Annotated in this window: 11 protein-coding genes; 2 read left to right on the top strand and 9 right to left on the bottom strand. The window is 68.8% G+C overall.

Translation table 11 applies throughout. From position 1 onward, the window contains the following. On the top strand, nucleotides 1–387 hold a 387-nt coding region (locus BM333_RS14690), incomplete at its 5' end, for an aminotransferase class I/II-fold pyridoxal phosphate-dependent enzyme (protein ID WP_143105848.1). A gap of 9 nt (nucleotides 388–396) precedes the next feature. Here BM333_RS14690 and BM333_RS14685 read toward each other — a convergent pair. Beyond that, nucleotides 397–804 carry a ribonucleotide reductase subunit alpha gene (locus BM333_RS14685; RefSeq protein WP_092313402.1) on the bottom strand — a complete coding sequence of 136 codons (408 nt, stop codon included), beginning with the start codon at nucleotides 802–804 and terminating at the stop codon, nucleotides 397–399. A gap of 99 nt (nucleotides 805–903) precedes the next feature. On the opposite strand from BM333_RS14685, the gene BM333_RS14680 reads away from it, so the two are divergent. Further along, on the top strand, nucleotides 904–1194 hold the full coding sequence (locus BM333_RS14680) for a DUF2249 domain-containing protein (RefSeq protein WP_245777303.1): 291 nt from the start codon (nucleotides 904–906) through the stop codon (nucleotides 1192–1194). A gap of 5 nt (nucleotides 1195–1199) precedes the next feature. Here BM333_RS14680 and BM333_RS14675 read toward each other — a convergent pair whose 3' ends face one another. The 8 genes from BM333_RS14675 to BM333_RS14640 are packed head-to-tail and all read right to left on the bottom strand — an operon-like array spanning nucleotide 1200 to nucleotide 12184. Further along, on the bottom strand, nucleotides 1200–1415 hold the full coding sequence (locus BM333_RS14675) for a hypothetical protein (RefSeq protein ID WP_092313399.1): 216 nt from the start codon (nucleotides 1413–1415) through the stop codon (nucleotides 1200–1202). After that, nucleotides 1412–1729, bottom strand: coding sequence for a hypothetical protein (locus BM333_RS14670; protein WP_092313396.1), 318 nt, complete (start codon nucleotides 1727–1729; stop codon nucleotides 1412–1414). Before BM333_RS14670 ends, BM333_RS14675 begins: the two co-directional genes overlap by 4 nt. After that, on the bottom strand, nucleotides 1714–2652 hold the full coding sequence (locus tag BM333_RS16290; protein WP_218151474.1) for a peptidylprolyl isomerase: 939 nt from the start codon (nucleotides 2650–2652) through the stop codon (nucleotides 1714–1716). Before BM333_RS16290 ends, BM333_RS14670 begins: the two co-directional genes overlap by 16 nt. Next, the gene (gene narI / locus BM333_RS14660; RefSeq protein ID WP_092313394.1) at nucleotides 2649–3437 is read right to left on the bottom strand and encodes a respiratory nitrate reductase subunit gamma; all 789 of its coding nucleotides are present in this window, start codon (nucleotides 3435–3437) and stop codon (nucleotides 2649–2651) included. Before narI ends, BM333_RS16290 begins: the two co-directional genes overlap by 4 nt. A 2-nt stretch (nucleotides 3438–3439) precedes the next feature. Further along, nucleotides 3440–4138: a nitrate reductase molybdenum cofactor assembly chaperone gene (gene narJ, locus BM333_RS14655; protein WP_092313392.1), complete on the bottom strand. Its 699-nt coding sequence runs from the start codon at nucleotides 4136–4138 to the stop codon at nucleotides 3440–3442. Continuing rightward, nucleotides 4135–5664, bottom strand: coding sequence for a nitrate reductase subunit beta (narH, locus tag BM333_RS14650; RefSeq protein ID WP_092313389.1), 1530 nt, complete (start codon nucleotides 5662–5664; stop codon nucleotides 4135–4137). The genes narJ and narH overlap by 4 nt, the downstream gene beginning before the upstream one ends. Beyond that, nucleotides 5661–9398: a nitrate reductase subunit alpha gene (locus BM333_RS14645; protein WP_092313386.1), complete on the bottom strand. Its 3738-nt coding sequence runs from the start codon at nucleotides 9396–9398 to the stop codon at nucleotides 5661–5663. Before BM333_RS14645 ends, narH begins: the two co-directional genes overlap by 4 nt. Further along, nucleotides 9395–12184, bottom strand: coding sequence for a nitrate/nitrite transporter (locus BM333_RS14640; RefSeq protein WP_281246065.1), 2790 nt, complete (start codon nucleotides 12182–12184; stop codon nucleotides 9395–9397). The genes BM333_RS14645 and BM333_RS14640 overlap by 4 nt, the downstream gene beginning before the upstream one ends. Nucleotides 12185–12313: the final 129 nt, after the last annotated feature.

Here is a 12313-nt window from a genome sequence, read left to right as displayed (position 1 = left end):
CTGCCGCCGGCGCTGACCGCCGGGGCCCTGGCCTCGGTGCGGCATCTCAAGGCCCACCCGGAGCTGCGCGCGGCCCACCAGGAGCGCGCCGCGGCGCTGAAGTCGCGGCTGACCGAGGCCGGCATCCCGGTGATGCCGTCCGAGAGCCACATCGTGCCGGTGTTCGTCGGCGATCCGGTCCACACCAAGATGATCTCGGACCTGCTGCTGGAAGAGCACGGCGTCTACGTCCAGCCGATCAACTACCCGACCGTGCCCAAGGGCACCGAACGCCTGCGCTTCACCCCGTCGCCCAACCACGACGACGCCATGATGGACGACCTCGTCCGCGCCATGGACAAGCTCTGGACCCGCTGCAACGTGGCGCGCATGCCGCTGGCGGCCTGACGGCGCCGCCTATTCGAAGAACACCGGGTCGCCGTCCTGGTCAAAGGCGGCGAAGCGCCCGAAGCCGCCGTCGCGCACGCCCTCGACCATGATCTGCAGCGCGGCGTCGATGTCGCCCCTGGCCGGAGGCTGTCCGTTCCGACCCGCCAGGCAGGCCGCGAAGACCATCGTCCAGGGCGGGCCGGCCCGACGGGATTCCGCCGCCAGCGCCGCGAAATCCGCGACGTCCCCCGGGGCCTTGTCCACGCACATGAGCGGAACCAGGACGCCGCCCTCGCCGGCGAGGAAGCGCGCGCGCTGATCCGGCGTCGCGTCGTCCGGCAACTCGGCGGCGGCGAAAACGAACAGAATCCGCTGCGGTTCAGGCTGCGCCAGCGCGGCGGCCACGAGCTGCCGGAAATGCGAATCGGGGGTCATCGTTCAGGTCTCATGTTCACAGTGTGGATCCGGGTTGCGCCGGCACAAGGCGCCGGTCCGCGGCCTGGGTCAGGACAGACGGGACAAGGAGATACGACCATGAGCTCAACCGACGTCCGTCAAGATGTTCCCGCCAGCCCGGCCGCGTCCGCCATGCTTGACGCAGTGCATCCGTTCGACGCCCGCGGCGTGGCGCGGCGGTTCCGGCACGCCGCCATCTTCGGCGCGCTCGATGTCCTCGCGCCCGGCGAGACGATGCGCTTCATGAACGATCACGATCCCCTGCCGCTCCTCCGCCAGATCGCGGATCGCTACGGCGACGGCTTCGAGGTGGAGTACCGTCACCGTTCCGAACAAGGCGTGGTGATCGACTTCCTGCGCGTGGAGTAGGCGCCTCAGGCGAAGATCAGGAACAGGGTGATCGCCACGAGGACGACGAAGGTCACGGCCCAGATCACCGGCCAGACGGCGGGTCCCTGGGGCTTGACCGAGACGGTGTCGAGAGGGGTGCTGCCGTGCTGGTCCTCGGCGTAGGTCTCGTCACGGCTCTGGGTCAGATCCGGATTGAGGCCGGTGGGCTCGGCGTCGCGGGGCGGGGTCGGGTCGGTCATCGGGCGTCCTCCATGGGCAGCGCCGGCGCGGTCGAAAGACGCCAGCGCACCATTTCCTCAAGGCAGGCCAGGCCCGGGTCCCCGGCGGCGTGCAGTCGGCCGGTCAGGCGGGTCCACGCCTCCGGGCCGGCGTAGCGATCGAACTCGACCAGGGCGGCGCGCGCGAAGGCGGCGGGACTCTCGCCCCGCGCGGCGGCGGCGCTTCGCACCGACATGGCGAGATCGGGCGCAGCTTCGTCCAGCCAGCCCTCCAGAACGGGGGCGGCGGAGCGGGCGCGGGCCATGAGGTCGCCGAGGGTCAGCATGAGGCGCACGGGCTCGCCGGCGGGGCGGCCAGCTCGACGCCCTCGACCGTCGCCGCGGCGGCCAGTTCGGCGACGTACTGGCCGGCGGCCACGGCCCAGGCCCGGGCCTCGAGCGTGTCGCGGAGCCGGTCGCGCACCACCTCGTACGGCAGTTCGCGGCCCTCGATGCGCCGCTCCAGCCGGATCAGGTGCCAGCCGAAGCGCGAACGCACCGGCTCGGCGCGGTTGGTTCCGGGCGGGGTGTCCTCCAGCGCCGCCTGGACGGGCGGGGCCAGTTCGCCGCGCCGGACCTGACCCAGCGAGCCGTCCTGCTGCGCCGACGGGCAGGTGGAGTGGGCGCGCGCGGCCTCGACGAAGGCGGCGCGGCTGTCGCCGATGTCGGCGCGCAGGGCCCGGGCCCGCGCTTCGGCGGCGGCCCAGCCGGGCTGGTCGTCGGCCTCCGGCTCGATCAGGACATGCGCCGCTTCGAACAGTTCAGGGGTGCGGAAGCGGTCGCGCTGGCTCTCGTACAGGCGCAGGCATTCCGCCTCGTCCGGCTCGGCGGGGACGAGCGCCTGTTCGAGCAGGGCCCGGACGAGGGCTTCCTCCTCGCTCTCCCGGACCCCGCCTTCGTCGTCAGGATCCGCCTCGACGCCGCGACGGCGTGCCTCCTGAAGCAGCAGTTCACGCACCACCAGCGCCCGCGCCGCCTGGGTCCAGGCCTCGACGGGATCCTCCGCCGGGTGATGCTGCAGCTCGCGGGCGATGGCGGCGGCCTCGATCTCCACGCCGTTGACCCGCACGTCCGGGAAGCTGGGGACAGACGGCCGGGTCGGGGGCGGGCCGTGGTGGCGATGGCCGCAGCCGCTGGTTTCGGCGGCAGGCGCCGGAGTCGGCGGCGGCGGCGTCTTGCGGCCGGAGGAGCGGGTGAGGACGAAGCGGGCCGTGGTCACTGGGCGCTCTCCGCCTCGCCGCGCAGCACTGAGGGGCCGCCATAGGTCGGAGCCTGGCCGGGCTGCCCGTGGGTCGGGGTGGTCGACGGCTTCCGCACTGCGCCGCGCGAGCGGACCAGCTGGTAGCCCGGCCGGACAAGGAACATGATCGGAATGCTCCAGACATGCACCAGCCGGGTGAAGGGCGTGATCAGGAAGATGGTCAGCCCCAGCACGATGTGCAGCTTGTAGACCCAGAAGGCGTCGATGATCAGGTCGGCGGCCGCGGGGTTGAAGGTCAGCAGGCCGTTGGCCCAGCCCATGAACAGCACCATCTCCGACCCATCGAGATGCTGCATGGTCCACCAGGTTGTGGCCAGGCCGATGGCCAGCTGCAGCCACAGCAGGAACAGCACCAGAATATCCATCTTCGACGAGCTGCGCCGGATGCGGGAGTCGAACAGGCGACGGTGCAACAGCAGGCTGGCCCCGATGAAGGCCGCGACGCCGGCGATGCCGCCGACCACAAGGGCCATCATCTGCTTGAAGCCGTGGCCGATGCCGAAGAAGTCGAACACCCCGATCGGCGTCAGCAGGCCGACGAAATGCCCCCCGAGCAGGGCCAGGATGCCGAGGTGGAACAGGTTGGAGCCGATCAGCATCTGCTTGCGGCGCAGGAACTGGCTGGACTGCGAGCGCCACGAGTACTGCGCCTTGTCGAAGCGCAGGATGCTGCCGACGATCAGCACCGTCACGGCGAGGTAGGGAAACCAGCCGAAGGCCAGTTGGTTGAGGAACCCTTCCATCGTCATCCTCCCTGGGTCCGGGCCGCGGGGCGGCGTCCCGCGCGGATTTTCGCGATCAGGCCGGTCGGCCCGCCCGCCTCATGGTCCGGCCGCCCGAAGGTGACCGGGGCCTCGCGCCACTCGTCGTCGACGTCGCCGTCGGCCGGGTCCTCGACGGTGCGCTCCAGCAAGGCCTTCAGCGCCTCGGCGTCCGGCTTCGCCTCGGCGAGGGACAGCAGGGCGGTGAACACTCCGGCGTAGGGGCTGTCCCGCTCGGCCAGCCGCTGCTGCAGGGCGGCCAGGACATGAGCCGGCTCGCCGAGCAGGTCGCGCGCCTCGCCGAACGGCTGGCAGGCGAGGAATTCGAGGTAGAGCGGCAGGTAGTCGGGCAGCTCGGACACGGCCATGACGAAGCCGCGGTCGAGGTAGGTCTGGCCGAGGTCGACCATGGCCGGGCCGCGATCCCGGCTGTCGCCGTGGACGTGCTCGAACAGGTGCAGCGACAGCTTGCGCGAACGGTCGAACAGGTCGGTGTAGGCCTCCTGCAGTTCGAACAGGTCGCGGGTCTCGAGTTCCCGCAGAAGCGGTTCGAGCGCCTCGCGACCCGCCGGCGGGACCAGCCGCTCGGCGGCCAGCGCCTCGCGGATGGCGCCGACGTTGGCCTGCAGATCCTCCGACGGATAGCCGAGCAGGGCGGAGAGGGCGCGCAGCGAGCGGATCATGTCGACACGTCCATGAAGGGCGAGCGCCGCGGCGTGGTCTTGGGACCGCCGAAGATGTTCAGCTTGCTGCTGCCGTTGGTGTTGCGGTCGAGGGTGAAGCCGCCGGAGCCGCGCAGCACGTAGGCGTCCTCGTTGTCCTCGCGGTGCGTGGTCGGGATGACGTAGCGGTCCTCATAGGCCGCCAGGGCCATGATCTTGTACATGTCCTCGATGGTCGCCCCGGTCAGGCCGACGCGCTCGGCGATCGACTCGTCGACGCGGCCGTCGATGGTCCTGGCCCGCATGTAGGCGCGCATGGCCAGCATGCGCTCGAGGCCCCGGGCCACCGGCTCCTCGTCCCCGGCGGTGAGCAGGTTGGCGAGGTAGCGCATCGGGATGCGCAGCGAGCGTACGTCCGGCATGCCGTCGTTGACCGACATCTTGCCGGCCTCGGCCGCCGACTGGATCGGCGACAGCGGCGGCACGTACCAGACCATCGGCAGGGTGCGGTACTCCGGGTGCAGCGGGAAGGCGACGCGCCACTCCTTGGCCATCTTATAGACCGGCGAGCGGACCGCCGCCTCCAGCCAGGCCTCGGGCACGCCGTCGCGACGGGCCTGTTCGATCACGGCCGGATCGTGCGGGTCCATGAACAGGGACAGCTGGGCCTCGTAGAGGTCCTTCTCGTCCTCGACCGAGGCGGCCTCCTTGATGCGGTCGGCGTCGTAGAGGAAGACGCCGAGGTAGCGGATGCGTCCGACGCAGGTCTCGGAACACACGGTCGGCTGGCCCACCTCGATACGAGGGAAGCAGAAGATGCACTTCTCGGATTTGCCCGAGGACCAGTTGTAGTAGATTTTCTTGTACGGGCAGCCCGAGACGCACATGCGCCAGCCGCGGCAGCGCTCCTGGTCGATCAGCACGATGCCGTCCTCGGCCCGCTTGTAGATCGCGCCCGAGGGACACGCCGCCAGGCAGGCCGGGTTCAGGCAGTGCTCGCACAGCCTGGGCAGGTACATCATGAAGGTGTTTTCGAACTGGCCGTAGATCTCCTTCTCGATGCCCTCGAAATTGGCGTCGGCGGACCTTTTGGAGAACTCGCCCGAGAGATCGTCCTCCCAGTTGCCGCTCCATTCGATCTTGGTCATCACGTCGCCGGTGATCAGCGAGCGCGGGCGGGCCGAGGGTTGCGCCTCGAGCTCCGGCGCCTTCTGCAGCCACTCGTATTCGAAGGTGTAGGGCTCGTAGAAGTCGTCGATCTCGGGCAGGTCGGGATTGGCGAACAGCTTGGCCAGGATGCGCCACTTGGAGCCGATGCGCGGCTCGATGCGGCCGTTCTTCTTCCGGACCCAGCCGCCCTTCCAGCGCTTCTGGTTCTCCCAGTCCTTGGGATAACCGATGCCGGGCTTGGTCTCGACGTTGTTGAACCAGGCGTATTCGACGCCTTCGCGGTTGGTCCAGACGTTCTTGCAGGTGATCGAACAGGTGTGACAGCCGATGCACTTGTCCAGGTTCAGGACCATGGCGATCTGGGCGCGGATCTTCATTCGGCGGCCTCCAGGTCAGGTTCAGCGGCTTTGTCGAACCAGTTGATCGCGCTCATCTTGCGGATGACCACGAACTCGTCGCGGTTGGCCCCGACGGTGCCGTAGTAGTTGAAGCCGTACGACAGCTGGGCGTAGCCGCCGATCATGTGGGTCGGCTTCATGTTGATGCGGGTGATCGAGTTGTGCACCCCGCCGCGCTGGCCGGTCAGCTCGGAGCCGACCGTGTTCACCAGCTTCTCCTGGGCGTGATACATGATCGCCGTGCCGGCCATGACCCTCTGGGAGACGATGGCCCGGGCGGTGACGGCGCCGTTGACGTTGAAGGCCTCGATCCAGTCGTTATCTTCGATGCCGGCCTGTTTCGCATCCGTCTCGCTGATCCAGATCACCGGCCCGCCGCGGTTGAGGCTGAGCAGGATCAGGTTCTCGGCATAGGTCGAGTGGATGCCCCACTTCTGGTGCGGGGTGAGGATGTTCAGCAGGATCTCGGCGTTGCCGTTGGGCAGCTTGCCGTGCACGGCGCGCACGGTGCGGGTGTCGATGGGAGGTCGCCAGGTGACGAAGCCCTCGCCGAAGGCCCGCATCCAGTGGTGGTCCTGGTAGAGCTGCTGGCGACCGGTCAGGGTCCGCCACGGGATCCGCTCGTGCACATTGGTGTAGCCGGCGTTGTAGCAGACGTGCTCGGACTCCAGCCCCGACCAGGTCGGAGACGAGATGATCTTGCGCGGCTGGGCCACGACGTCGCGGAAGCGGATCTTCTCCTCCTCCTTGCCTTCGGCCAGATGGACGTGGTCCAGGCCCGTGACCGTCGACAGCGCCCGCCAGGCCTTGACCGCCACCTCGCCGTTGGTCTCCGGGGCCAGCGTCAGGATGGTCTCGCAGGCGTCGATGTCGGTGAGGATGCGCGGCCGGCCCTTGCCCGGTCCTTCCTCGGCGACCACGCCATTGAGGCCGGCCAGCAGTTTCACCTCGGAATCGGTGTTCCACTGGATGCCCTTGCCGCCGTTGCCCAGCTTCTCGAGCGCCGGGCCGAGCGAGGTGAATTTGGCGTAGGTCTGGGCGTAGTCACGCTCGACCAGCGAGACATTGGCCATGGTCCGGCCGGGAACCGGATCGCACTCGCCCTTGTCCCAGCGCTTCGGCTCATAGGGCTGGGCCAGTTCCTGGGCCGTGTCGTGCATGATCGGCGTCAGCACCAGGTCGTGCTCGACCCCCAGCACCTCGGGCGCCACGTCGGAGAATTTCTTCGCGATGGTGCGGAAGATGTCCCAGTCGCTCTTCGCCTCCCAGACCGGATCCACCGCCGCCGTCAGGGGGTGGATGAAGGGGTGCATGTCCGAGGTGTTGAGGTCGTGCTTCTCGTACCAGGTGGCGGTGGGCAGCACCACGTCGGCGTACATGCTGGTCGTCGACATGCGGAAGTCGATGTTGACCATCAGGTCCAGCTTGCCGACCGGCGCCTCGTCGCGCCAGGCGACTTCCTGCGGCTTCTCGCGGCCGTCCTCGCCGAGGTCGACGCCGACCACGCCGTGCAGGGCGCCGACCAGGTGCTTGAGGAAATACTCGTGCCCCTTGCCGCTGGCCCCCAGCACGTTGGACCGCCAGAAGAACATGTTGCGCGGCCAGTTCCGCGGATTGTCCGGGTCCACGCAGGACAGCTTCAGCCCGCCGCTCTTCAGCCGGTCGGAGACGAAGGTTTTCGGGTCGGCGCCGGTGTCGAAGATCTCCTTGCCGATGCTGAGCGGATTGGTCTCCAGCTGCGGCGCGGTCGGTAGCCAGCCCATGCGTTCGGCGCGGACGTTGAAGTCGATCATGCTGCCCGACCAGTCGCCCTCGGGCGCGGTCGGCGACAGGATTTCCGCTATCTGCAAGCTCTCGTAACGCCACTGGTCGGTGTGGGCGTAGAAGAAGCTGGTGCCGTTCATGAACCGGGTCGGCCGCAGCCAGTCGAGGGCGAAGGCCAGCGGCAGCCATCCGGTCTGGGGCCGCAGCTTCTCCTGCCCGACATAGTGGGCCCAACCGCCGCCGGACTGGCCGATGCAGCCGCACATCACCAGCATGGAGATGATGCCGCGGTAGGCCATGTCCATGTGGTACCAGTGGTTAAGCCCCGCCCCGAGGATGACCATGGAACGGCCGCGGGTCTTCTCGGCGACCTCGGCGAACTCGCGGGCTGTGGCGATGATGGCCTCGCGCGGCACGCCGGTGACGTTCTCGGCCCAGGCCGGGCTAAACGGCGCGTCGTCGTCATAGGTGGCGGCGACATTGGCGCCGCCGAAGCCGCGGTCGACGCCGTAGTTGGCGCAGAACAGGTCGAAGACGGTGGCGACCAGCGCCTCTCCATCCTTCAGCTTGACCCGCTTCACCGGCACGTTGCGGTCGAGGATCTGCTCGTGGCTGGTCGAGACAAAGGACTCGGGGGCCGTGCCGCCGAAATAGGGGAAGCCGACCGGCACGATCTCGTCGTGGTCCTCGGCCAGCGTCAGGCGCAGGCGGATGTCCTTGCCCTTGCCGTCCTTCTCCTCGAGGTTCCACTTGCCGGGGTCGCCCCAGCGGTGGCCGGACTGGCCCTGCGGGCAGACGATCTTGCCGCTGATCTCGTCGATGCCGACCGCCTTCCAGTCAGGATTGGCCTTCTCGCCGAGATCGGCCCGGAAGTCGGCGGCGCGCACCATGCGGTCGGCGACCACCCGGCCGTCGCGCTCGACCAGCTTCACCAGCAGGGGGAAGTCCGAATACTGGCGACCGTACTCGGCGAAATAGGGCGCCTGCCGGTCGCAGTGGAACTCCTTGAGGATGACGTGGCCGAAAGCCAGCGCCAGGGCGGCGTCGGTGCCCTGCTTGGGGTGCAGCCACATGTCGGCAAACTTGGACGCTTCGGAGTAGTCCGGCGTGATGACGACGCTCTTGGTCCCCTTGTAGCGGACTTCCGAATAGAAGTGGGCGTCGGGCGACCGCGTCTGCGGGATGTTCGAGCCCCACACCAGCAGAAAGCCGGCGTTGTACCAGTCCGCGCTCTCCGGCACGTCGGTCTGCTCGCCCCAGGTCTGCGGCGACGACGGCGGCAGGTCGCAGTACCAGTCGTAGAAGCTGAGGATGGTCCCGCCCAGCAGCGACAGGTAACGGCTGCCCGCAGCGTAGGAGATCATCGACATGGCCGGGATCGGCGAGAAGCCGGCGATGCGGTCCGGGCCGTATTCCTTGATCGTGTGGGCATTGGCGGCGGCGATCAGTTCGGTCGCCTCGTCCCATCCGGCGCGGATGAAGCCGCCGCGCCCGCGCCGCGACACCCAGCTGTGGCGCTTGGCGGGGTCATCGACGATCGAGCGCCAGGCGGCGACGGGGGTCATGGTCTTGCGCGCCTCGCGCCAGTGGCGAAGCAGGCGGCCCCGGATCAGCGGATATTTGATGCGGGTGCCGGAATACAGGTACCAGCTGTAGCTGGCGCCGCGGGGGCAGCCGCGCGGTTCGTGGTTCGGCAGGTCGGGCCGGGTCCGCGGATAGTCGGTCTGCTGGGTCTCCCAAGTGACGATGCCGCCCTTGACGTAGATCTTCCACGAGCAGGAGCCGGTGCAGTTCACCCCGTGCGTGGAGCGGACGATCTTGTCGGCGGCCCAGCGGGTTCGATAGGCGTCCTCCCAGTCCCTGTTCTCGCGCGTCGTCAGGCCGTGGCCGTCGGAGAAGGTCTCCCTGTCGCGACGGAAATAGGTCAGGCGATCGAGGAAGTGGCTCATGACGGGCTGCCTTCCGCTTGGGCTTGGGATGAAGGGGGAGGAGGAACGCGACGGCGCTCGACCTCGCGCAGGATGCCGCGCGGGCCGGTGTAGGCGACCCAGGTGAGCACGGCGCAGGTGACGTAGAAGGCCAGGAAGCCCCACAGCGCCGCCTCGGGCCCGCCGGTCGCGTCGATCGAGGCGCCGTAGGCCTTGGGTATGAAGAAGGCGCCGAAGGCCGCGACAGCCGAGGTGAAGCCGACGATGGCCGCGGCCTCGCGGTCCGCCCGCACGCGCTGCTCAGCGGGGGACAGGGCGGGGGCCAGGCGGGCCGTCTCCAGAGCCATGATCGGACCGATCATCTGGAAGGTGGAGGCGTTGCCGACCCCGGTGAGGAAGAACAGGGCCAGCACGCTGCCGAAGAAGGCGGGGAAGGAGGCGATCGACAGCGCCCAGAGCATGCCCAGCACCGCGGCGATCATGCCGACGAACACCCACAGGGTGACGCGCGCGCCCCCCCAGCGGTCCGAGACCCAGCCGGTGCCGGCCCGCGACAGGGCTCCGATGAGCGGTCCGAGGAACACATACTGCATGGCGTTCACCTCGGGGAACACCAGCCGGGCGAGCAGCGGGAAGCCGGCCGAGAAGCCGATGAACGAGCCGAAGGTGCCGGTGTAGAGCCAGCACATCAGCCAGTTGTGGGTGCGCCGGAAGATCGCCGCCTGGTCCGCGAACGAAGCCTTGGCCGAGGCGATGTCGTTCATGCCGAACCAGGCCGCCAGGGCGCCCAGCATGATGAAGGGCACCCAGATGAAGCCGGCGTTCTGGGCCCAGATGCGGGCCCCGTCGTCGGTCACCTGGGCCTGTCCGCCCAGCGCCCCGAACACCGAGAAGGTCACCACGATCGGCACCAGGAACTGCATCAGGCTGACGCCCAGGTTGCCGAGGCCGGCGTTCAGCGCGAGGGCGTTGCCGCGCTCGGCCTTGGGGAAGAAGAAGCCGATGTTGGCCATGGACGAGGCGAAGTTGCCGCCGCCGAAGCCGCACAGCAGGGCCAGCACGAGGAAGATCAGATACGGCGTGTTCGGGTCCTGTACCGCGTAGCCGATGCCGAAGGCGGGGATGAGCAGCGAGGCGGTCGACACCGCGGTCCACAGCCGCCCGCCGAAGACCGGCACCATGAAGGCATAGAAGATCCGGAACGTCGCGCCCGACAGCCCCGGCAGGGCGGCCAGCCAGAACAGCTGGTCCGTGGTGAAGGTGAAACCAAGCCGCGGCAGCTGCGCCACCACCACGCTCCACACCATCCAGACGGCGAAGGCGAGCAGCAGGCAGAAGGTCGAGATCCACAGGTTGCGCCGCGCGACCGCGCGTCCGGTGGTGCGCCAGAACTCCGCATCCTCGGGCCGCCAGTCGGCCAGAACGCCGGCGCGGGCCTTGCGCAGCCGCTCGAGCATCGGCTTCGCCGGCTCGTGGATCGGCTCCATCTCCGGCAGCTCGGGCAGGCCGGTGATCGCGCGGCCCTCGCGCAGGGCGGCGGCCTCCATCTGCCGGACCGCGAAGTGCATCCACAGCAGCGACACGGTCACGATCAGGAACAGCAGGGCGAAACAGCTGGTCCAAATTCCGGTGAGGTCATTCATCACCCCGAAGACCAGCGGCAGGATGAATCCGCCCAGCCCGCCGACCATGCCGACCAGTCCGCCCACGGCGCCGATCTGCTTCGGGTAGTAGACGGGGATGTGCTTGAACACGGCCGCCTTGCCCAGGCTCATGAAGAAGCCGAGCACGAAGATGGCCACGAGGAAGGGGATCAGCCCCATCGAGGTGGAGAAGCTGATCGGGCCGCGGACGCCATGGATGGTGTAGTCCGTCGGCGGGTAGGACAGCATGAACAGGCAGAGCGCCGACACGCCGAAGGTCCAGTAGAGCACCGCCCGGGCGCCGTACTTGTCCGAGAGGCGGCCGCCATAGATGCGGAACAGGCTGGCCGGCACCGAATAGAAGGCGGCCAGCATGCCCGCCGTCTTCACGTCGAGGCCGTACACGCCGATCAGGTAGCGCGGCAGCCAAAGGGCCAGGGCCACGAAAGCCCCGAAGACGAAGAAGTAGTAGAGGGCGAAGCGCCAGACCTGGATGTTCTTCAGCGCCGCCAGCTGGGCGCCGGCGGACTGGGCCGGGCGGCCCTCGCGGCGGCGGGCGAGGGTCTCGGGATCGTCGCGGGTGACGAGGTAGAAGACGACGGCGGCGACCGCGAGCACGCCGGCCCAGATCTGCGCCACCGACTGCCAGCCCCAGGCCACCATGACCACGGGGGCGAGGAATTTGGTCACCGCGGCGCCGACGTTGCCGGCGCCGAAGATGCCGAGCGCCGTGCCCTGCTGGCCCGGCGGGAAGAACTTCGGCACGTAGGCGACGCCGACCGCGAAGGCGCCGCCGGCGAGGCCGACGCCGAGCGCCGCCAGCAGCATCTCGGAATAGCTGTCCGCCCACGACAGCAGCAGCGTCGCCAGGGCGGCGGTCAGCATGACCAGCGCCAGCATGCGCCGGCCGCCGAGCTGTTCGGTCCAGACGCCGAGTGCGACCCGCACGAGCGAGCCGGTGAGAATCGGGGTGCCGACGAGCAGGCCGAACTGGGTCTCGGACAGACCGAGTTGGTCCTTCATCCCGAGCCCGATGATCGAGAAGATCGTCCAGACGGCGAAGCAGATGGTGAAGGCGAGAGTGCTCGCCCACAGCGCCGTTCTGCCTCCCTCCGCCGGGGTCTCCATCCCGAGCGTGCCCTCCGCGGCTTCCTTCGGGGACATGGCCCCCCCTTCCGTCAACTAAGACGCCTGGTTGCGCTACGGTTCCAGCATGCACGCCCGGAATCGTACGAACCTTGCTCCCCGAACCATGTTGGCGCGACAAAGCGACGCTTGCCAGAGGAACTCGTT

The sequence above is a fragment of the Brevundimonas viscosa genome (assembly GCF_900116065.1).
GTDB classification, from domain to species: domain Bacteria; phylum Pseudomonadota; class Alphaproteobacteria; order Caulobacterales; family Caulobacteraceae; genus Brevundimonas; species Brevundimonas viscosa.
The sequence above is the reverse complement of the archived record's forward strand: the minus strand, read 5'-3'. Positions and strand labels throughout refer to the sequence as shown.

Excerpts from the sequence above, each read along its gene's own strand:
- BM333_RS14685 (WP_092313402.1), bottom strand. The coding sequence starts at position 804 with ATGACCCCCGATTCGCATTTCCGGCAGCTCGTGGCCGCCGCGCTGGCG.
- BM333_RS14680 (WP_245777303.1), top strand. The coding sequence starts at position 904 with ATGAGCTCAACCGACGTCCGTCAAGATGTTCCCGCCAGCCCGGCCGCG.
- BM333_RS14675 (WP_092313399.1), bottom strand. The coding sequence starts at position 1,415 with ATGACCGACCCGACCCCGCCCCGCGACGCCGAGCCCACCGGCCTCAAT.
- narI (WP_092313394.1), bottom strand. The coding sequence starts at position 3,437 with ATGGAAGGGTTCCTCAACCAACTGGCCTTCGGCTGGTTTCCCTACCTC.
- narJ (WP_092313392.1), bottom strand. The coding sequence starts at position 4,138 with ATGATCCGCTCGCTGCGCGCCCTCTCCGCCCTGCTCGGCTATCCGTCG.
- narH (WP_092313389.1), bottom strand. The coding sequence starts at position 5,664 with ATGAAGATCCGCGCCCAGATCGCCATGGTCCTGAACCTGGACAAGTGC.
- BM333_RS14645 (WP_092313386.1), bottom strand. The coding sequence starts at position 9,398 with ATGAGCCACTTCCTCGATCGCCTGACCTATTTCCGTCGCGACAGGGAG.
- BM333_RS14640 (WP_281246065.1), bottom strand. The coding sequence starts at position 12,184 with ATGTCCCCGAAGGAAGCCGCGGAGGGCACGCTCGGGATGGAGACCCCG.